This window comes from Paenibacillus mesophilus (genome assembly GCF_005938385.1).
GTDB lineage: Bacteria > Bacillota > Bacilli > Paenibacillales > NBRC-103111 > Paenibacillus_AB > Paenibacillus_AB mesophilus.
In genome coordinates, this window is sequence record NZ_VCRA01000043.1 from 1 (window position 1) to 19,093 (window position 19,093).

Here is a 19,093-nt window from a genome sequence, read left to right on the forward strand (position 1 = left end):
GGCATACAAACCTCATCTGCCGCACCCGGAATTTTTCCGTCTTGTTGGATATGGAAATGTAGAAGTTAGTTCGAACCCCCTGATTCCCGACGATGGGGAGAAAGTTGTCGCGGTAGAAATAATGTCCGTAGGGGAAGCAGCGGAGAAATTTAAACAAAAGGAAAGACCCGATTTAGCCGAACTGTATATGCTAGCTGAGGAACTTCGTAATCAGAACTAGTAAATTAACAACATGTGAACTTTATTACAAGGTACGATAGTGGAGGGGCTCCTAGGCTGCAGCTCTTTTTTCGTTTGTTGAAGTAACGGGTATAAAACGTCTAGCCCCCATTTTCATATCTCTGTGGTGCCCCGTCAGGGGCATGGTTGGCTAACGGGTACGATAGCACAATTAACCACCAATCGGAGGTTTTCCATTGAAATCGAAATACTCCTTCTATGGTGTAATTGCTTCAATTGGATGCATAATTCTGTGTGCCATATATTTGTATTGGAATCCATATTCAAATACATCTGCGAGTAATGAAACTGTTCTGATTACTTTTTTTATGTTGATTTTGCCTGCATTTTTAGGAACCATTATTTCGTTTCTGGGAAATCGAATCCTAATGTATATCGTATTTGCTTGGTCGATGCCATACGGGTATGCAACTGCAATTCCTGCGAGACGAAGTGAAGGGAGAAGAGAACATGAGTAAAGAGATACCTGTAGCTTGCTGCCACAGCGTGTTCACGAAAGAACAGCGGGTGGAGTACAAAAGCATTTGGGGAGAGCTCCAAGCAAGAAAGCTCGGCATTACGGAGCTTGAAAACGGATACCAATATGGGTTTCCAGGAGATGCGGAAACGCTGCGGCTCATTAATGAATGGGTAGGCATGGAGCGAAAATGCTGTCCGTTCCTTACGTTTTCGGTCATTGCCAGCAACACAGACGAACCGATTCTGCTGCAGCTGACAGGAAACGAAGAAGCAAAAGTATTCTTGCGAGCGGACATTCAAGCCAATATCGACATCATAACGAAACAAGCATAAGGGAAACAATGAAAACAACATACTGGGGAAGCACCATATTAGCTGCAGGGCTTTTATTTCTTGGCGGCATCCTTTTCATCACCCACGGAGAGCATCAGGTAGAGGAAATGAAGCATCTCGGTTATCCAGTCTACATTTTAACGTTTCTCGGGATTGGAAGAATCCTCGGCACAATCGCAATTGTCATACCTCGCTTCCCGCGCCTGAAAGAATGGGCGTACGCGGGGTTTGTTATCGACCTCGTTGCCGCTTCAGCATCTCATGCCTACGCAGGAGACAGCTTCGTACAAATTGCTTCGCCATTAGTCTTTCTTGTACTGATTGTAGTATCTTGGGCAACACGCTCACCGAATCGCAAACTCGAGGTTCACTGACTTTCACAGATCAGAAGCATTTCATGCTTGAACTAAAGGGTACGTTAGTTCAGTCATATCATTTATTTCAGTACTTTTGAAAGTCTCAGTTGTAGGTATAATAATTACAGAAAGTCTCAAATGAACTCGCACAAAGTCTCAATCGTAGCCATTAGATCGGCCGATTTGGCTCGATTTTAGTCTCAATTGCAACCATTACGCACATGTGGTGAGTGTGAGTAATGGTTACAATAAGACGAAGTTTGGCAATGAATGAGAACTTTTTATAGGTATAAAGCAGACCCTATTTTGGGCCAGTTAGATCAATCCCTTGATCTGACTGGTTTTTTGTTTTTGAGGGGGGGATTTGAGCAAATTTGCCTTCCAATAGCAAGGAGTCCCCTGAATCAATCGGATAAAATGCAAAAAGGTCCGCGCTTTCGCGGACGCTTGACGGAATGTAACATATTAGTTTTACTTTGAAGCCAATGCTTCCCGGTCTACCGCTTGTGGCGGTTCTTCCATCCATTCATGCGTGAACATGAGCGTGGCACCCTCCTCGGCGTATTCTCCCACATCCAGTATAAATCGGCCATATTTGGCACTCAAGTCCTTTCTCGCGCACAAAGATAATGAGTTGCCGTAGGTTCTGATCCGCATTGAAAACATATCGAGTTTGTGGAAAGTCATCAGTTTGTCGGAAAAGGTCGGAATCGTAGATTTCGTAACGAGATGGTCGAAAACAGGAGGAGAGGGAAGGTTTTCTTCCTCGAGAATTTTGCTGCATACATCATAATGCTTGGTCGTAATGTCAATGCCTTTTTCAAAAAAGTTCTTAACATCCTCAAGTTGGGCAGTCTGGATGAAACCGATTAAAACGCCTTTACTGGTTGCGTTATTTTCCGCGCTATCATAAAGATGCGTAATCTCCAAAGCTTGCAAAGGTCTTGTGTTGTTGAAGAAGTTACCCATGTAACTCTGTTTTTTGATAAAGCGGACCTGTTCCGGTATCGGAAGAGAAGGCGGTTTTGCAATCAGTCCTTTGCTTATCAACACATCGTTGGTCATATTCACCAATTCGATTGATGTGTTAAGACAATCCGTAAAAAGTCTTCGAACGTCCGACCTTACTAAGATCGGGACGGCCGTACCATAAAGACCGATACCCGCCTTGGCAATATACCTCAAATAATGAAGGTAGAACTCGTCCTGAAACAGGCGCGGAGCCTTTGGATTGACATCCTGATCCGTTAATCCGATCGGTACCGGATATTTTTCTTCCTCGAATATAGCCTTGATGGCTTTTGTGAAGCGGTCGGTCGATTCATAGGCGTACTGTACAACCTCTAAAATCCTCGGTTCTTCTGTATGCTTGAGAAAGTGAGTTAAAACGCACTTCGCCATGCTATTCCCCATATATGTTGCCCACAGCTTGCCGATTTCGATGGCGGACAGCTTCTCGGTTATATTGTCGATCTTGATCGCTTTCATTTCAGGTTCCTCGCTTTTACAGTGTAGTATAAATGGATTACTTCCTAACTAATATTCACAAATCCGGTATGTAATATGCAAAGACATCCGAGTGAGACACACGATGTTCGATGCATTTTAAGCGATCGGCTGGTACAGCAATTTTATTGGAATCCTGACCCACAATCTGCAAAGAGCGGCAAAAATGCTCCAAAATTAAAGCGAAAATAGAGATCGGGGGAAGCTGAGCTTCGCGATCAGACACGATGCGACCGCCTGTACTCCGAAGGGGTGATGTCCATTTCCTTGGAAAACACCCGGCTCAAATAAAAAGCGTTCTGATATCCACACAGCTCGGCGATCGTCTCGAGCGGCTCATCCGTTTCCGCCAGTAGCTGCTTCACTTTGCGCAGCCGGACGCTTGTCCAATATTTGACGGGAGAGATGCCGAGCTCCTTCTGGAATTTACGGGTGAACTGGGACTGGCTCAATCCGACGCGGGAGGCGACAAGCTGCATGGAAATGTCCTCGTACGCATGCTCGTTTACGTAGCGCACGGCCTCCTGAATTGCGCTGTCCCTCGGCTTTCTCTCCCTGCGGATCGTCGCGCGCTCCCCGATATACTGATACAACATGTCGGCTACGAGATGCTCCACATAATGCTGCGATACATGCTCCCGCGCTTCGCGCAGCGCCGCCAAAGTGGACAACAGCCGGCTCGTATCGCGAAAAACGATTTTGCCGAGGTACGGAAACTCGATCGGCCCGTCGGGCGATAACGCGCGCAAATGAAACTGCACATAATGGAAGTCCAACAGCCCGAGCGTTCGGCGGTGGAACGGGACGCCGGGCGGGCACAGTACGGCTTCGCCGGCTTTCGCTTCCCCGGCTTCGTCGCCGACGGCGTACTCGAACGCGCCTTTCTCACTTGCAATGATCGCCCAGCCTACGTACGTTTCCTCCGGCAGCCTAAAGCTTGCCCGGTTATAGGAATACGAATAGGAGATCAGTTTCGTCTCCACCAGAATCGTTCTTGCACTATGCAACGGCGATCCCTCCTTGTCCTGCAAAAAAGTATAAGAAAAACAGCAATTGGGTGCATGTTCTTTATAATTATAAAGATATACGATACGGATAAGAAAGAAAATAACAAACAAAAAAGTGAAGGAGTCTTCCGAAATGAGCAGCATTTTATCGTACGCGCAGTTGGACGAATTCAAGCAAAAGGGGTATCTCGTTCTCCGCAGTCAGTTCACCCGCGAGGAGACGCAGCTGTGGCGAGCCGAAGGCAACAGACTGCTCAGCCTGGACGAGAAAATGATAAACCCGCTTAATGTCCGGGTCGGCTTCCGGAAAATCGGCGATACGAATACGGTCGAGAAATTCGACCCGCTGATCGATATTTCCCCGGTGTTTCACGAGCTGGCGAAGGATGAGCGCATCTTGACCCCTCTGCGCGACATCTACCTTGACGAGCCGTTACTGTTCAAAGACAAGCTTATATTCAAGCTTCCCGGCATGAGCGGCTATACGATGCACCAGGACGCCGCCTACTGGCAAGGCTTCCCGTACGAAGGACTCATATCGGTCATGGTCGCAGTCGACGGAGCATCCCGCGAGAACGGCGGGCTTGAGCTGTTCCCGGGCTACCACGACCGGTTCCGCTCCACTCCCGGGGAGCTGCGCAATATGAACGATGCGGAAATCGCCGAGATCGACCTTGGCAAAGGAGAGTTGGTCGAGACAGCTCCCGGCGACATCATCCTATTCCATTCCCTCGCCCCGCACCGCAGCGGCCCGAATACGGCCGATTACAGCCGTACGCAGCTTTATTTGACGTATACCCCGTCCAAAAACGGGCAGCTGTACAAGGCGCATTACCAGCATTTCGTCCGCTACGGCTCGAGACACAAAACGGGCGACGTCATCAAGCAAAATTATTTTTTGTAACGGCCAATATGGCCGCTCAGCGAAAACCGGCGAAACGTGCCGGTTTTTTCTTTTTTTTACGTGTTACAAAAAAGTATATGCACTTTGCGGATTTTATGAATGTTCGCTGTCCCGCGGCAATTGTATGATGAGAAGGAAACAACAGATCAATCGAATCAAAATGAAGGAGGGGTTGCTCAGTGAAAGCTCTCGATCGGGGCAAGATGAGGACGACAAAGAAGTACATGCTGTGGCTTGCAGGCGGCATCATGTCTTTGCTTCTCGCGGCATGCGGAAGCTCAGGCGGCGGCAAAGACGCCGCAAATACAGGAGGAGGAGACAAGAGCGCCGAACAGAACGCAAACAAAGGGCCGGTCAAGCTTGTGTTTTACTCTACCGCAGGCTGGACGCAGGAGGCGTTCAACGAGCGATTCGGCGGCGCCATGCGCAAAAAATTTCCGAACTATACGATCGAATACATCCAATCGGGCCAAGGGGCCGGTCTCGCGGATTTGATGGCCGCCGGACAGCAGATCGACGTATTTTGGCAAGCGGTCGACGTCACGATCCAGCAGATGCAGGAGTACAAGCTGGAGTACGATATGAGCGATTTGATCAAAAAGCACGGACTGGATTTAAGCACACTGGAGCCTTCGTCGATCGATGCGGTACGGTCTTTGTCGGGAGGTAAAATGTATGCGCTTCCACTCGTTATCAATACGGCCGCTCTTTATTATAACAAAGACTTGTTCGACAAGTTCGGCGTCCCTTATCCGAAGGATCACATGACCTGGGACCAGGTGATCGAACTGGCGAAACGGATGTACCGGACCGACGGCGGCCAGCCTTATTTCGGACTCGGAACCTCGATCACGCACAATTTCAGCCTGAATCCGCAGTCGGTTCCTTATGTCGATCGCAAGACGGAGAAGGCGACCATTCTGACCGATCCGAGATGGAAATCGATATTCGAGATTATCGTCGAAGCGTACAAAACGACCGGCGGAACGGCGCTCGGGCCGACGCAGTTCGTACAAAACAAAAACATCGCCATGACCGAGGGGCTCGCCAATCTGTTTCTCAATCTGGACATGACCGCAATGAACTGGGACATGGTCACGTATCCGACATACAAGGAAGCGCCCGGCAAGGCGCCGCAGCCTTACCCGACGCTGTTCGGCATTACGTCGACGAGCAAGTTCAAGGACGAAGCGTTCCAGGTGCTCCAGCATATGCTGAGCGAGCAGGAGCAGCTTAGCTTGTCGGAGCGGGCCGTCATCCCCGTGCTGCAAAAAGAGAGCGTACAGAAAGCGTTCGGCACGAAGAGCAAGTACCAGGGCAAAAATTTTCAGTCGATACTGAGCCGGAAATTTTCGCCGATGCCGGATAAGACAAAATACGATTCCAAGGCGCAACCGATCTACAACAAATACGTCCCGAATATCGCCAAAGGCGAAATGGATTTGAACACCGCCTTCCGCACCATCGACGAAAATATGACCAAAATGATTGCCGAAGAGAAATCGAAATAGTCGTTCGGAGTATGGGGGTAAGCGCTCGCTCCATGAACGGGGTGAACACAGCGGAGAAATTCGACCCGTTGGTCGACATTTCTCCGGTATTCGCCGAGTTGGCCCGGGACGAGCGCATATTGACCGCTTGTTGAAAAAACATGGATTGAGGCCGCGTATGACCTGCTTCGTTACCGCTTGGCCAAAACCGGAAACATTCTCCCCTTCAGCAAATCGCCCTCGCGAAAAGCCGTGTCGACCGTCACAATATGCTGGCGGCCCGAGAACGTCGTCCCGTCCGGCATGTAGATGACGGCAAGCACCCGTCTCGGCTTGTCGGTGCCGTTCGCGTGCGCGTAATGGAACGTCAACCCGTGATGGAAGGTCGCGCTGCCCGCCTTCATGCGCACGATAACCGGCTTCGTCTGATCGATGCCCGTTCCTTTCGCGTAATCGAACAAATTTTGCGGCTCCACCAGGTTGATGCCGGCCAGCTTGCCGACTTTGTGCGAGCCCGGCACGAACATCATGCAGCCGTTATTCTCGTCGACATCGTCAAGCGTCAGCCAAATCGACAGTGCTCCGGGCTCGTTCATCGGCCAGTACGGCATATCCTGATGCCACGGGGTCGGCTTAGAATCCCCCGGCATTTTCCATAACGCGTGGTCGTGGAACAGCCGGATGCCGTCCGCACCGCTCAACCGGCGGGCGATTTCCGCAAACCGCGGATGAAGCGTAAATTTCGCTACCGCAGCCGAATCCCGCCATGCGTTGACCTTTTGGTTCAGCACTTTATAATAGGCGCCGTTCGGCGATTGGCCTGTCGACCGCTCGCTGTCCGCCGCCATCACGTCGCCTACCGCTTCTCTCAGCTCCTCCAGCTTCCCGGGCGTCACGACGTCGTCGAATTGCACGAAGCCGTTCTCGCGGTAAAAGTCGATCTTGTCCTGGGATACCTCAAACATGTTTACTTCAGCTCCTTTTTCTGTTATGACATTGATTATAAAAGACGGGGCGCGGCGAATCGTGGCTTATTTTGCCAACGCATTGAACGATCTTGCAAAGCGCGGCGGAAGGCGGGGCGAAGCGGAATGACGGAGCATGAAGTGAAAATAAGCCGGGGAGCGGGCTATTTCCGCGAAGAGTTTCCGTTTTTTACGAACAAGTACAATATTGTCGCCGGGCAGATGATCGAGCGGCATGCGCACGATTTCGTCGAGCTCGTATACGTGCTGGAGGGCGGAGCGCTTCACGAAATGGGCGGCCACCTGTATACGCTGCGGCAGGGCGATTTGTTCGTCATCGAGCCCGGCGCGCCTCACAGCTACAAGGGGGCGCCCGACCGCAGAACGGTCGTGTACAACGTGCTGTTCGACCGGAATTTGCTGTACCGCGAGCTGGCCACGATGGAAGACGTCGTGCCGATGCTGGAGTTTTTATATTTATCGCCTTTTTTGCGCAAATCGTCCGTATTCCGGCCCCACCTGCACGTCGAGGGCAAGCAGCGCCTGCAATTGGAAAATCATTTGGAGACGCTGCTGCAGGAGACGAAGCGGAAGGAGCCGGGCTACCAGCTTGTCGTAAAGGCGAGGATGATCGAATGCATGGTCGTCTTAAGCCGGCAATGCGCGCCGGACACCGTCACTGTCGCGGAGCCGACCGACCGGCAGTGGATGGAAGCGGTTGTTCTGCTCATCAAGGAAAACTTCGACAAGCCGCTCGCGCTCGAGCAGATCAGCCGGCTGTGCGGCATGAGCGTCACCTCGTTCTCGCACAAGTTCAAAGCGCACACGGGCAAGACGTTTCTCGAGTTCAAGCACGAAGCACAAATCGAAGCGGCCTGCGGCTTGCTGGCGCAAACCGATCATAAAACGATCGTCATCGCCCAAGAGGTCGGCTTCGAGGACGTCAGCTTCTTTTATCGGGTGTTTCGCAAAAAGATGGGCACAACCCCGAGTGGCTATCGCGCCTCGCTGCGCGCAGGCTCCGGGCCGGGGCATTGACGGAAATAAAGAATGGAGCTGCCATCAAAGCAGCTCCTTATTCATAACGTACTTTTAACTTGGCCCGATGTTCTCTCGGAGCTATGCCCCTAAACTGCTTGAATTGCTTATTGAAATAGCTTAAGGAGTGGAAGCCGCATTCATAAGCGATTTCGGTAATCGATTTGTCGGTATGATCCAAATAATAAAGGGCCGATTGCAGCCGAAGCCGACTAATAAACTCATTAGGAGAGAGACTCGTAAGCTCTTTAAATTGTTTGAAAAACATCGTTTTCCGCATATTCGACATGACGATCAATTGATCCATTTCGATCTCTTCCGTAAAATGAGACAGAACGAATTCGATGACTCGAATCATCGCCTCATTCGGCTTTCTCTCCAAAGAGGAAACATCCCGAAAACCTTCTAAATAATAACGGAAAATCGAAACGAGAATATCGACAAAGTACAAATATTGCTTGGCCTGCCATCCGGGAAGCTTCTGTTCCTCCTCAGCGACCGCTTGCTTTGCAGCTGCATGAATCAAGCCGGCAAATGGCGATTGTGCCGGTATTAACGGGGAGAAGCGGCCGGCGGCCGTATAAAACGGCTGGAGCAATTTACTTCCTTCCGGAATGAACTTAACGATTGACGGGGAAAACAGCAGCATAATCCATTTCACCGGTTTTTCCGTGCTTTGCGCAAGATTATAGTGCGGTTCAAAGGGACGGAACACAAAAACGTCTCCAGGCTTCCCGTAATAGTCGCGGTCAACAAGACGGTATTTTGCGTCGTTCTCCAGTAATATGCTCACTTCCAAAGCGTCGTGCAGGTGCATGTCATGCTCGGTTAAAGCTCCTATCTTTTGCACGAAGTTCAATTCACGTTCCAGTCGGACATCATCATAATACATAGAATCCTCCGTGAAATCCCCTCATCGTTAGGTTACTAATTGTATCCTAGCTCCTTATGAACAAAAATACAATTTATTGGTTGCTTTCGAGCAGTTTTTCCGTCGGGCATGCAGTACATTGAAGTCATAACGCATAAGGAGGAGAACCTGTTGTCACAAGCCATTTCTAATTTTGTACTAACGGAGCAGATGATCGAAGAGTTTTATCGCGAGGGCTATTTCTATGCGCCGGGATTGATTACTCCTGAAACGGTACAAAAAATCAACCTGGAGCAGGCGGATTTCGTGAGCAAATCCGAAAGCGGGGAATGGAAATCCAATGGCTTCATTCATTTTGACAAAAGCGCCGCGCAGTTCCCGGAAACGGCAAGCATGCTTTCATCCGCAGCCTTGATCGATATTTATGAGAAAATACTTGGCGACGAAGTAAGGCTATGGATGGGGATGTATGCCGTAGTGCATCCGCATGGGGAAGGATTGGCTTGGCACCAAGACAACATGTATACGCACATTTTAGGTCATATGCTCAACGGGTTTATAGCGCTCGATACGATTACGCAAGAAAATGCAGGCTTGTGGCTTGCGCCGCGTTCCCATCGCTTAGGCCGTCAAGCGAATATGAACGAGGCCGGCGCTAAACATCGACGAGCTGCAGACCCTGAGAATGGAATGCCATGCAAGCCGATGGCGCCCGGAGATGCCGTTATTTTTCATAGAGAGACGCTGCATCACAGCAAAACGAATCATACCGACAAGCCGAGAAGAGCCTATGCTTTCCAGGTTGCATCGTCTGCTTGCCGATATGCGGAAACGGGCAAACTGCTGACGGACCGCGAGCTGCTGTCTGCGCTGAAACGTTAAACAAGACAGTTGGTGTACGTACTGCACGTATACCAACTGTCTTTAGTCTTTCCGTAAAGCGCTTTCAAAACGTCTTGGAGAGGTTTATTTGTTACCGATGACTTTCGTTTATTGAGTTGCGATGTAGGTATTGATGCTTTCTTCGGCTTCGCGCAAAGCGGTGTTCATATCTTTTTGACCTTTCACCATCGCATTCATGGCTTCGATCATGATCGTTCTGGCTTTGGCGTCATGCTTCGTTACAACGAAAGGTTTGGCAGGCTGGGCCAAGAAAGCGTTTTTCAGGTTTTTCCCTTTCGCGTAATCCAGATTTTTCCCGAACTCTTCCTCAATGTCTTTGCCGGTCATGACCGGGACGCGGCCGATGCGGGCAAGATCTTTTTGTACTTCTTCGGACAGCATGGTGGCCAACACTTGGAACGCCTGATCTTTATATTTGCTCTGCTTCGTAATGTGAATCACGTACTCGTCTACCTGCATGCCCGTATTCGGCAGCTCTTTGAACTGAGGATATTGTACGATATCCCAGTTCACTTGTTTTGCATCCTTCAAGTTGGACAGCAAGTTCAGCGAGGGATACATCGCCAAAATTCCGTCATTGGCGAATTGGCCGGCCGCGTTAAGCTTCACTTCTCCGTTTCCGGGGATTTCGTATATTTTCTTAAGCAAATCGAACACTTTTTTCCAGCCGTCCGTATTCACTACAGCCTTATTCGTTTTCGGATCGACGTAAGGAAGCGACAATATCGATCCGATCCGGACCGGTCCGTCCGGCTCAAGTCCGCGGTATTGAATGCCGCCATCGTTGCGGGTAAGCTTCTTGCCAAGCTCGTATGTTTCATCCCATGTCATGCCGTTGCGGGGGTATTCTACGCCGAACTTATCGAAGATCGTTTTGTTATAGTAGTTAGCATAAAAGTGCATCGTCCACGGGAGTCCGATCAAATAATCCGTCTGACTGACGATTTTCACCCCATCCACCGCGACCTTATTCAATTTGGTAAGATCGAAACGGAATTTTTTGATCAACGGCTCGATGTTTTCGTCCAATCCTCTGCCCGTGAACCGTTCCATGAGGGGAGAAGCCGTCATCACCATATCAGGAATCGTGCCGGCAGCTAAGAGCTCATCCAGCGATTGGCCTTTAGCAGCCAGATTGTATACTTCAAACGAAATATTCGGATAACGTTTTTTGACCGGCTCCTCGATATATTGCTTGAACTCGGATTCCAGTACCCAATTGAAAGGGTATGCGAACCGCAGCGTTACCGGAGCGTTGTTAGTCGCAAGAGCCTCCTTCTCTTTCTCCTTCTGTTCGGCCCCTCCGGCTTTCATACCGCTGCAGCCGCTTGCAAGCAAGGACATGAATACAGCGCTAATCATAATGGTTTGAGTCTTGTTTATTTTAGCCAAATATAACCCTCCTTGACAGTCAAAAGTTCTACTGCATGAAGAAACGAGCGAATCGGCGACAAAATCAGCATTCCTTGCTTGGACTGGATGATTTACGTTATGGAGCATTGCGGATTGCGAGCAAACAGGCGAAAAATCGAGGTGCGCAACTAAGCCATCACCGTGGCCTCGGAAACGACAGTCTTGGAGGGTGTTCTCATGTAGCGAAATTTGCCGAACGTGAAAGGATCCAATCAAGTTTGCCAAGCGGCGTTCGTTCCGTATCGCCGCTTGGCATACTCATATTTTCGTACGCTCTGCCGAAATTACGCGCTGCTGACGGCCAAGGAAGCACGGATGCTGCGAAACACCTCATAAGTACGCTTGGCGCATTCCGAGATGGAGATCGGGTGGAAACCGATCATATCCGCGTATAGTGTATCGTTCAACGGTTGCGTCCAGTTTGCAGGCAGCTTGCTTGCGCCAAGCGTAGCGCCCATAATGGAGCCTACGGTTGCTCCGTTGCAGTCGGTATCCCAGCCGCCGAGCACGGAAGTGGCGATGGCGGTCTCGAAGTCACCCTTGGAGAAAATGATGGAGGCGGCTACAAGAGCGGCGTTGTTGTTCGTATGCACCGGGTGATAGTGCTTGAATGCTTCCCAAATGCGGTCGACAAGCTGTACTTGGTCCTTCGCTTCCTTCGCTATCGATATCGCTTGCTCGATATCGTGCGCAAGTCTGCAATTGCGCGGAATTTCGCTTAACCCGATGCGCACGATACGCTCCGGATCGCTTTCGACAAAAGCGGCTGCGATCATGGCCGCACAGAACATTTCACCGTATATGCCGTTCTTGACGTGCGAGAAGGAAGCGTCGCGCCAAGCAAGCTCGGCAGCGAGCTCAGGGTTGCCGGCTGCGCCGTAAGCGAAGCCGTCGGCGCGAATTTGCGCTCCGATCCATTCGCGGTACGGATTCAAATACGTGCGTACCCAATCTTTGCGGGTGTCCCAGTCGTCCGGTCTTTGTCCCTTTTGATGAGAAGTCGCATGTGTGAAATTCATATAAGCTTGCGTCTCGGCCGTGCAAACTTGTCTGTAGGCGAGCCGTCTGTGCCATAATTTCCCGATGTCGAACGAATCGAAGTTAAGCCCTTTCTCTTCCAGCATAATCAGTCCGAGTACGGTATAGCGTATATCGTCGTCCGTTTCCATAAAGCGGATCTTTTCCCTAGTGCTTCTCATACTCGCAGAGGCGAGCGACAAGCCATGCTCCTTCTCCGCGCGGGATTCGATCGGAGTATAGCCGCGAATCGGCCAGGCATCGGCCCCTTCGAACCAAAGCTGTACGTTGCGCCATCCCGGATTGTTTTCTGTCCCGCCCATGTAGGGCCAAGCCTCCAGAGGTTTGCCCAGGGCGCAGCCGGCGCTGCGGCCGAGCCATGCGCCATAAAATTTGTCCTGCCACCCCGCTTCATCCAGCGAATCGCTCAGCTTGCGCGGACCGTCAGGCCGCAGTGCGCGAATATCGGCAAGCTCCGAAGGCTCCTCATAAGGAAAATCGCTTCGAATCGGAAGCGCTATCATTTCGTTGTAGAGCGACATCAGCCGAGCTTCATCCGTTCCTGCCGCCGCGACCTTCTCCGCATAGCCGTCTACTTCGCAGCCTTCCTGACTTCTTTGCACGACTTCCTTTTTTACCAGTTCATCTAGCGATGTCCACCCCGCCATAGGAATGACCTCCCTCGAATGAATTCCGTTTCAGGTTCATTATAGCTGGGGCACAGGCGAGTCATCTACTCAGCTATTGTTTTGTATTCTCAATAATTGCGTGCAATGAAAATTTGTTACGATAATCGAGTGGAGAAAGCCCTACGATGGATTTGAAAAGACGGTAGAAGGAAGGGATGCTCTGAAAGCCGCTCCCGAAACAAACGTCTGCAGCGCTAAGGCTCGTACTGATCAGAAGCCGTTTCGCTTCGTTGATTCGCAGATGCAGCAAATAATCTTTAAAACTGCGCCCCAGCTCCTGCTGGAATAGATGGCTGGCCCGGGAAGGACTAAGGAGGAGAGCTTCCGCTATGTCCGTCAGCTCGAGCGGCTCCCGGAAGCGATCTTCAACGATCGTCAAAGCCGGACGCATCCGTCGAAACGTATCGGTCATCCGTTTCCACTCGATCTTCGACATACCGGTCGAATAATGACGCAGAAGCAGCACGCATAGCTCAAGTAGGGCGCTTTTGGCCATACTGATGTAGCCTTCCTGTTTGGCGTCGAGCTCGTACCATATTTCCTCAATTAATGCACCGAGCGGTTCGGCCAGGGGCGAAGCCGAAGTAATGCGATTGTCGAAATGATCCGAATTATAAGCGAATGGCAGCAGCAACGATTCTTCCTCTTCGAGTAACAAACGCGGATCGAAATTGATGAATATATAGGTGCTGGGATTGCATTCATCCGATTTGGCAATATGGAGTTCCTTGTTATTGACTATGAAAATATCGCCGGTTGCGACCCGGTACTGCTTCTCACCGAAATAAAAAACGCCGCTACCGGAAATGCAGAGGCCGATTTCCAGACTTGAATGATAATGAAGCGGTTCCAACTTTTTGTTGGGCGTCCAGCGGAAAGCGTTAATCGGAATGTTGTTCTCATAAGTAATAGTAAGTCTCATGGGAAACCTCGAATAACGTATTTTTTTCTAGAATCGAGAGGTCCGGCGCTTAGGGTTGATGCGGCCTTTGACCCTTCGCATTCCACGGTCCTTGCTGCTGGTACTGTCGGGGAGAACAGCCGTATTTGTTCCTGAACACCCGCTCGAAGTGGGTCAAGGTGCGAAAACCGGAAGCGTAGCAAATATCGGTTACCGGCCGCTCGGAGGCAAGCAGGAGCGCGGCCCCGAATTCAATCCGCAAGTTTTGCAGGTAGTGCTGGAACGTAATGCCCGTCGTCTGCCGGAAGCATGTGCTAAAGTAGCCGGGAGCGAGATTCGCCTCGCGAGCGGCGTCCTGCAAGCTCAGCGGCTCTCGGAAATGATGATGAATGAAAAGAAGGGCGCTTGCAACTGCGTCATGGCTCGATGTCGCAGCCGCATCCCCCAGTAAGCCCCTATCGACCGAACCGATCTCCCGCTGCCGCAGCAGCTCGATCAGAATGCGTTCGAGCGCTCCTTTCACCATAAGCCGCTGGGCGGTCTTCGGTTCCCGCATTTCCCGGTCGATAACCAAATACTCCTGCTCCACTCGCAGAAGCGCCTCTTGATCCAGACGGATCATTCGACTTGCATTCCCGTAAAGCAGCAATTCGCGCAGCTCGCCGACCAGCATTTCTTCCGAGAAGATCACGTTGTACACATGCAGAACGGAATCCGGATCCGGGTATACTTCGTGGAAATCCGCCGGGGTAAGCAGGAACAAACTGCCTCTCTCCAGTGGATGGGCCACTCCGTTCAACACATTCATTCCTGTCCCTTCCGTGATGACGCACATCTCATAAAATTCGTGCCAATGAAGCGGAGACGGCTGCTTTAGCCGCTGCACAAAGAAATTGAAGGAACGGTTAAGCTGCATATACTGCTCATTCAACAGACGCCTAGGCTGTGACCCGCTCTCTCGCTTCATCGGTTCATTCCTTTCCGCTTCCCGGTGTTTATACGTTCTCGAATCGGCTTCCCGCCACATCCCGACCTCGGGCAAGCCATACTTTGTGATTCTGATTGCGCTCCGGAATGACGCGCGCTTCCGTAGAGAAATAGCGCATCGTATAGCCGCACCTGCGGTGAGGGCTCGTATTGGCCTTCGCGCCGTGGATGATCCGGCTGTCGTGCAGCGAGCATTCGCCCCGCTCGAGTTCAAAATAGACGGCTTGCGAGTCGTCGATATTTTTCACTTGCGACCGGAACAAGTTCTTGCTCTTGTCCACTTCCTCATACTCGGAAAACCCGTTATGATGAGTGCCGGGGATGACGCGCATGCAGCCGTTCTCCTGGTTGCTGCGGTCAATGGCCAGCCAGACCGTCACGATGCTGTCGAAGCTGCTCACGCGGCCTTTCCAGTAGGCCGAATCCTCGTGCCATGGCGTGGCGCGACCCACCACCGGATCTTTGCAGATGAAATGGCTCGACCACAACCCGATGTTCGGACCGAGGATTGGCTCCACCAGATCCAGCACCTCATCCGCAAGTAAAAACTCCAACAGCCGTTCATCGCGGAAATGCGGGGTGTCCAACTCGTCCGAAAGCTTCTGGCCCTTCAACGCCAGCTGCTCCTCGAAAATGTCCGTCAACCGATTCAACTTTTGTTCGGAAAAAAGCGGCTTTTTGTACAATAAATATCCGTTACGACTATAATAGGCCGTATCCTCCGGTGATAGCAAGCTTGTATTTTTCTGCATGAAAATTCGCCTCCGGCAATCGATTATAGGTACAGCTCTACTGTAGCAAATCGAGTGGAGAAGGCGCTCATCATTCCATCCGGGAAACTTAGCATATCTTCAGATGTTCACTACCAATTTGATAATGCAGATCTCACCCATTTGTTTGTTGCAACGCAGATGAGTATTTGTAGAACTTTTTCGTTCTCTGAAGCTGTATGGCTAGGAGTTGGCGTACTTCTGATCGACCTTCGATCTAGTGTACGTAATATAGATGAACTGGTGTACATAATAACGATTGACAACGATAAATTCGCGAACTTATAATGTTCACAACAGGTTATTTACCAAAATAAAACATTAGTGTACATTAATAACGTAAATTATGTACACTACATAAGCGGGGTGATTGATGCGGGAAGCGTGGTACAATGGGGGTATGACGACCTCAAGGAGAGCTGAACCATGAAGACAAAACCGACCAACGAACAATTTCGCCAAGAGCTGGAGCACATGGTGCGTACGCTGCGGGAGGAGATAGCGGACGGCACGTACCGGCCGGGGCAATTGCTTCCCTCTGAGCCGGCACAGGCCGAGCGGTTCGGGATGAGCAACAAGTCCGTACGCAAAGGGCTGGACATCCTTGTCGACGAAGGGCTGATCGAGAAAATTCCCCGAGTCGGCAGCAGAGTGAAGGCGGCCCGCCCGCCGGTCTCGCTGACGCTCGGCTATTACAAGAAAGATTTGAACAATATGGATCTGGCCGGGCTGCTGGCGGACTTTCAGCGACGCTATTCCTGGATCACCGTAACCGCACGGCCCCATTCGGAGCAGAGATCGGTCGAAACAAGCGCGGAATGGGCCGACCATTTCGATCTGATCATGGTAAACAACGAGCATTTCGGCTATATGGCCGAGAGCGGCCGGCATTCGCTGCTGCGGCCTCTGGCGGCGAAATCGGGCGTATCTCCGTTTTTGACCGGACCGTTTATGCAAGACGGCCAGTTGTACGTACGGCCGATCCTGTATTCTCCGGTGGTGCTTTGCTACAACAAACGCCATTTTCGCGATGAGGGAATGCCCGAGCCGGACGGCAGCTGGACTTGGGACGATCTCGTTCGCAGCGCCGTACGTCTGACCAACGGCAGCGGTCGATTCGGCTTCTGCTTCTATATCGCCAATATTAACCGTTGGCCGATCTTTCTGCTGCAAAGCGGCGAAGTGTTCGTCCGGGAGGACGGGGCGGTCCGGAATATTCGCCACTCCGGTCTGCTGTCCGCGTTGAAGCTGTGCAAGAGCATTATTCGCAACGGGGATATGTTTCCGCTGTTCATCTCCGAGAATGACGGCGATATTATCCGAATGTTTGTCGAAGGCAAGCTGTCGATGGTGCTGAATACGTACATGGGCATAAACGAATGGAAGCACGCCGATCTGGAATACGATGTGTCTCCGATTCCGTATATCGGACAGCCGATCACGTTGACTATTGCGGAAGGCGTCGGCATCAACAACCGCACCGCCCATCCGGAGGAAGCCGAGCTGCTGGCCGACTATTTGAGTGCAAGCCGCGCGCAGAGCCATATCCGGGACCATACGTTCAGCCTCCCGACCTTGCAAAGCGTGAGCGACGGCCCGGCGCCGAAAGGCTTGCGCGTGCCGGATCGGTATATGATGTACCGGGAAATGATGTTTTCATACCGCACGCATGGCGATTTGAACATTCCGATCTCGGCTTACAAGAAGCTCAGCTACCTGGTTAAAGCGTACTGGGCCAATCTTATCGACGAAGACGAGCTGTGCGACCGGATTTGCCGGGAATTGTCCGTTCCTTGAACGGGCGCAATCTTCTTTGAAAACGCTTCAAATTCATAGCAATAGGGGGAAAACAGAGATGAACAGGAAGGCTTGGATCGCGGCAATGCTGGCCGCGACAGCAGCTTATACGAGCGCTTGCGGGGGTGGGGGCGCGCAAGCTCCGTCGTCCGGGGACGGCCCGAATGCCGCGAAAGTTCAAGATAAGCCGAAGGAGCCGATCGAGCTGCTCGTTTATGCGGCGGGCGTCAGCGCGGAGGAATTCGACAGCCGCTTTCGGGGCGTGCTCAAGAGCAAGTTTCCGCACATTACGATCAACTACCAGACGAACACGAAGGGCAATTCGCTCACGGAGCTTGTCTCGGCCGGGACGATCCCGGATTTGATCCGCACCGATATTCCGACGCTGAAATCAAGTTATCTCGATCTGCAGCTCGGCTACGATCTGGCCGAATTGATTAAAGCGAACAAGTATGACATGACCCGGTTCGATCCCTCCTTTACCCAGGAGATGGTCGATGCCGGAAGGACGGGAGCGATCTACGGATTGCCCGTGCCGCCTTATTTTCCGACGGTGCTGTATTACAATAAAAGCTTGTTCGACAAATTCGGCGTTCCTTATCCGAAGGACGGCATGACCTGGGATGAAGTATACGAGATCGCCAAGAAGATGAGCAGAACCGAGGGAGGCGTTGTATACCGCGGCTTCAGCGCCAATTTCAACAGCATTTTGCGCGACAATCCGTTCTCGCTGCCGGTTCTGGACCCGAGCGCCGACAAGCTGGCCGATATGGAGAAATGGAAGACGATCTTCAACAACTACAAGCGGTTCTACGATTTGCCGAGCAATACGATCGAGAGCACGATGAACGCGGAGAACAACGCCTTCGGCAACGGCCGGATCGCCATGCAGGCGAACCAGCACAACATTTATCTGGTCATCCCCCCGGAGATCGATTGGGACATCGTCTCCCAGCCGACGATGGCGGGCGCGCCGAAACGAACCGGTCAGCGGGGGCCAGCGTATTGGTCGATTACGCGGCAGAGCAAGCATAAGGAAGAGGCGTTCCGGGTCATTATGGAGATGCTGTCGGACGAAGTGCAGCTGGAGGACTCGAAGAAAGGCATCCCGACGACGCTGGTCAAGAAGGAAGTTCGCGATGCGCTCGGCAAAGGGCATCCGGTGTACGGGAGCAAAAATATGAAGGCGATCAGCTATTACGAGCCGTCGGCGCCGACGCCGAAGCGCAAGCCGGAGCTGGCGGACGTTAACGGCAGCTCGCAAACCTCGGTGCTGTACCAGCAATTCATTCCGTTTGCCCAGGGCAAAAAAGATGTAAACACCGCGCTCAGAGATGTCGAAGAAAGCTTGAAAAAGCTGCTCGAGCAGGAGAAGAACAAATAAGGCCGGACAAAGGGGCCGATACCCGGGATTTACGGGGTTCGGAATGAACAGGCACAGGATGGA

General features: G+C 51.5%; 17 protein-coding genes and 1 pseudogene. 9 read left to right on the plus strand and 9 right to left on the minus strand.

Features of this window, described 5'->3' with window-relative positions; translation table 11 throughout:
- From FE783_RS38525 to FE783_RS34815, 3 genes and pseudogenes are all read left to right on the plus strand, one after another.
- A pseudogene (locus FE783_RS38525) lies at positions 1-220 on the plus strand (NUDIX hydrolase); the annotation flags it as partial.
- A 470-nt stretch (positions 221-690) separates the two neighbouring features.
- The gene (locus tag FE783_RS34810) at positions 691-1,032 is read left to right on the plus strand and encodes a hypothetical protein (RefSeq protein ID WP_238403371.1); all 342 of its coding nucleotides are present in this window, start codon (positions 691-693) and stop codon (positions 1,030-1,032) included.
- 8 nt (positions 1,033-1,040) lie between these two features.
- Positions 1,041-1,406 carry a DoxX family protein gene (locus FE783_RS34815; protein WP_138884008.1) on the plus strand — a complete coding sequence of 122 codons (366 nt, stop codon included), beginning with the start codon at positions 1,041-1,043 and terminating at the stop codon, positions 1,404-1,406.
- A gap of 453 nt (positions 1,407-1,859) precedes the next feature.
- Here FE783_RS34815 and FE783_RS34820 read toward each other — a convergent pair whose 3' ends face one another.
- The gene (locus FE783_RS34820) at positions 1,860-2,876 is read right to left on the minus strand and encodes a DUF3231 family protein (protein ID WP_138884009.1); all 1,017 of its coding nucleotides are present in this window, start codon (positions 2,874-2,876) and stop codon (positions 1,860-1,862) included.
- A gap of 236 nt (positions 2,877-3,112) precedes the next feature.
- Positions 3,113-3,901 carry a helix-turn-helix domain-containing protein gene (locus FE783_RS34825; RefSeq protein ID WP_158302196.1) on the minus strand — a complete coding sequence of 263 codons (789 nt, stop codon included), beginning with the start codon at positions 3,899-3,901 and terminating at the stop codon, positions 3,113-3,115.
- A gap of 133 nt (positions 3,902-4,034) precedes the next feature.
- On the opposite strand from FE783_RS34825, the gene FE783_RS34830 reads away from it, so the two are divergent.
- Positions 4,035-4,805: a phytanoyl-CoA dioxygenase family protein gene (locus FE783_RS34830; RefSeq protein ID WP_138884011.1), complete on the plus strand. Its 771-nt coding sequence runs from the start codon at positions 4,035-4,037 to the stop codon at positions 4,803-4,805.
- Between the two features lie 179 nt (positions 4,806-4,984).
- Positions 4,985-6,316, plus strand: coding sequence for an ABC transporter substrate-binding protein (locus tag FE783_RS34835; protein WP_138884012.1), 1,332 nt, complete (start codon positions 4,985-4,987; stop codon positions 6,314-6,316).
- A 170-nt stretch (positions 6,317-6,486) separates the two neighbouring features.
- Here FE783_RS34835 and FE783_RS34840 read toward each other — a convergent pair whose 3' ends face one another.
- Positions 6,487-7,260 carry a phytanoyl-CoA dioxygenase family protein gene (locus FE783_RS34840; RefSeq protein ID WP_138884013.1) on the minus strand — a complete coding sequence of 258 codons (774 nt, stop codon included), beginning with the start codon at positions 7,258-7,260 and terminating at the stop codon, positions 6,487-6,489.
- A 126-nt stretch (positions 7,261-7,386) separates the two neighbouring features.
- On the opposite strand from FE783_RS34840, the gene FE783_RS34845 reads away from it, so the two are divergent.
- Entirely contained in the window at positions 7,387-8,298 is a 912-nt protein-coding gene (locus FE783_RS34845) for an AraC family transcriptional regulator (protein ID WP_138884014.1), read from the plus strand.
- 37 nt (positions 8,299-8,335) lie between these two features.
- On the opposite strand, the gene FE783_RS34850 is transcribed toward FE783_RS34845, so the two are convergent.
- Positions 8,336-9,190, minus strand: coding sequence for an AraC family transcriptional regulator (locus FE783_RS34850; RefSeq protein ID WP_138884015.1), 855 nt, complete (start codon positions 9,188-9,190; stop codon positions 8,336-8,338).
- Between the two features lie 150 nt (positions 9,191-9,340).
- Between FE783_RS34850 and FE783_RS34855 the strand changes: the two genes are divergently transcribed.
- A complete protein-coding gene (locus FE783_RS34855; RefSeq protein ID WP_158302197.1) occupies positions 9,341-10,051 on the plus strand; it encodes a phytanoyl-CoA dioxygenase family protein in 711 nt (236 codons plus the stop codon).
- Between the two features lie 108 nt (positions 10,052-10,159).
- Here FE783_RS34855 and FE783_RS34860 read toward each other — a convergent pair whose 3' ends face one another.
- The 5 genes from FE783_RS34860 to FE783_RS34880 form a co-directional block, all read right to left on the minus strand.
- Positions 10,160-11,464 carry an ABC transporter substrate-binding protein gene (locus FE783_RS34860; protein ID WP_158302198.1) on the minus strand — a complete coding sequence of 435 codons (1,305 nt, stop codon included), beginning with the start codon at positions 11,462-11,464 and terminating at the stop codon, positions 10,160-10,162.
- A 305-nt stretch (positions 11,465-11,769) separates the two neighbouring features.
- Positions 11,770-13,170 (minus strand): ADP-ribosylglycohydrolase family protein, encoded by a 1,401-nt coding sequence (locus FE783_RS34865; RefSeq protein ID WP_138884018.1) that lies wholly within the window; start codon positions 13,168-13,170, stop codon positions 11,770-11,772.
- 73 nt (positions 13,171-13,243) lie between these two features.
- Positions 13,244-14,113, minus strand: a complete 870-nt coding sequence (locus FE783_RS34870) for a helix-turn-helix domain-containing protein (RefSeq protein ID WP_138884019.1) — start codon at positions 14,111-14,113, stop codon at positions 13,244-13,246.
- A gap of 49 nt (positions 14,114-14,162) precedes the next feature.
- On the minus strand, positions 14,163-15,059 hold the full coding sequence (locus tag FE783_RS34875) for an AraC family transcriptional regulator (protein WP_158302199.1): 897 nt from the start codon (positions 15,057-15,059) through the stop codon (positions 14,163-14,165).
- 28 nt (positions 15,060-15,087) lie between these two features.
- Positions 15,088-15,831, minus strand: a complete 744-nt coding sequence (locus FE783_RS34880; protein WP_138884021.1) for a phytanoyl-CoA dioxygenase family protein — start codon at positions 15,829-15,831, stop codon at positions 15,088-15,090.
- 444 nt (positions 15,832-16,275) lie between these two features.
- Between FE783_RS34880 and FE783_RS34885 the strand changes: the two genes are divergently transcribed.
- Together FE783_RS34885 and FE783_RS34890 are read left to right on the plus strand one after the other, a co-directional pair.
- Positions 16,276-17,646 carry an extracellular solute-binding protein gene (locus tag FE783_RS34885; protein ID WP_138884022.1) on the plus strand — a complete coding sequence of 457 codons (1,371 nt, stop codon included), beginning with the start codon at positions 16,276-16,278 and terminating at the stop codon, positions 17,644-17,646.
- A gap of 58 nt (positions 17,647-17,704) precedes the next feature.
- On the plus strand, positions 17,705-19,030 hold the full coding sequence (locus FE783_RS34890; protein WP_138884023.1) for an ABC transporter substrate-binding protein: 1,326 nt from the start codon (positions 17,705-17,707) through the stop codon (positions 19,028-19,030).
- Positions 19,031-19,093 lie beyond the last annotated feature (63 nt).

Excerpts from the sequence above, each read along its gene's own strand:
- FE783_RS34810 (WP_238403371.1), top strand. The coding sequence starts at position 691 with ATGAGTAAAGAGATACCTGTAGCTTGCTGCCACAGCGTGTTCACGAAA.
- FE783_RS34815 (WP_138884008.1), top strand. The coding sequence starts at position 1,041 with ATGAAAACAACATACTGGGGAAGCACCATATTAGCTGCAGGGCTTTTA.
- FE783_RS34820 (WP_138884009.1), bottom strand. The coding sequence starts at position 2,876 with ATGAAAGCGATCAAGATCGACAATATAACCGAGAAGCTGTCCGCCATC.
- FE783_RS34830 (WP_138884011.1), top strand. The coding sequence starts at position 4,035 with ATGAGCAGCATTTTATCGTACGCGCAGTTGGACGAATTCAAGCAAAAG.
- FE783_RS34840 (WP_138884013.1), bottom strand. The coding sequence starts at position 7,260 with ATGTTTGAGGTATCCCAGGACAAGATCGACTTTTACCGCGAGAACGGC.
- FE783_RS34845 (WP_138884014.1), top strand. The coding sequence starts at position 7,387 with ATGACGGAGCATGAAGTGAAAATAAGCCGGGGAGCGGGCTATTTCCGC.
- FE783_RS34850 (WP_138884015.1), bottom strand. The coding sequence starts at position 9,190 with ATGTATTATGATGATGTCCGACTGGAACGTGAATTGAACTTCGTGCAA.
- FE783_RS34865 (WP_138884018.1), bottom strand. The coding sequence starts at position 13,170 with ATGGCGGGGTGGACATCGCTAGATGAACTGGTAAAAAAGGAAGTCGTG.
- FE783_RS34870 (WP_138884019.1), bottom strand. The coding sequence starts at position 14,113 with ATGAGACTTACTATTACTTATGAGAACAACATTCCGATTAACGCTTTC.
- FE783_RS34875 (WP_158302199.1), bottom strand. The coding sequence starts at position 15,059 with ATGAAGCGAGAGAGCGGGTCACAGCCTAGGCGTCTGTTGAATGAGCAG.
- FE783_RS34880 (WP_138884021.1), bottom strand. The coding sequence starts at position 15,831 with ATGCAGAAAAATACAAGCTTGCTATCACCGGAGGATACGGCCTATTAT.
- FE783_RS34885 (WP_138884022.1), top strand. The coding sequence starts at position 16,276 with ATGAAGACAAAACCGACCAACGAACAATTTCGCCAAGAGCTGGAGCAC.
- FE783_RS34890 (WP_138884023.1), top strand. The coding sequence starts at position 17,705 with ATGAACAGGAAGGCTTGGATCGCGGCAATGCTGGCCGCGACAGCAGCT.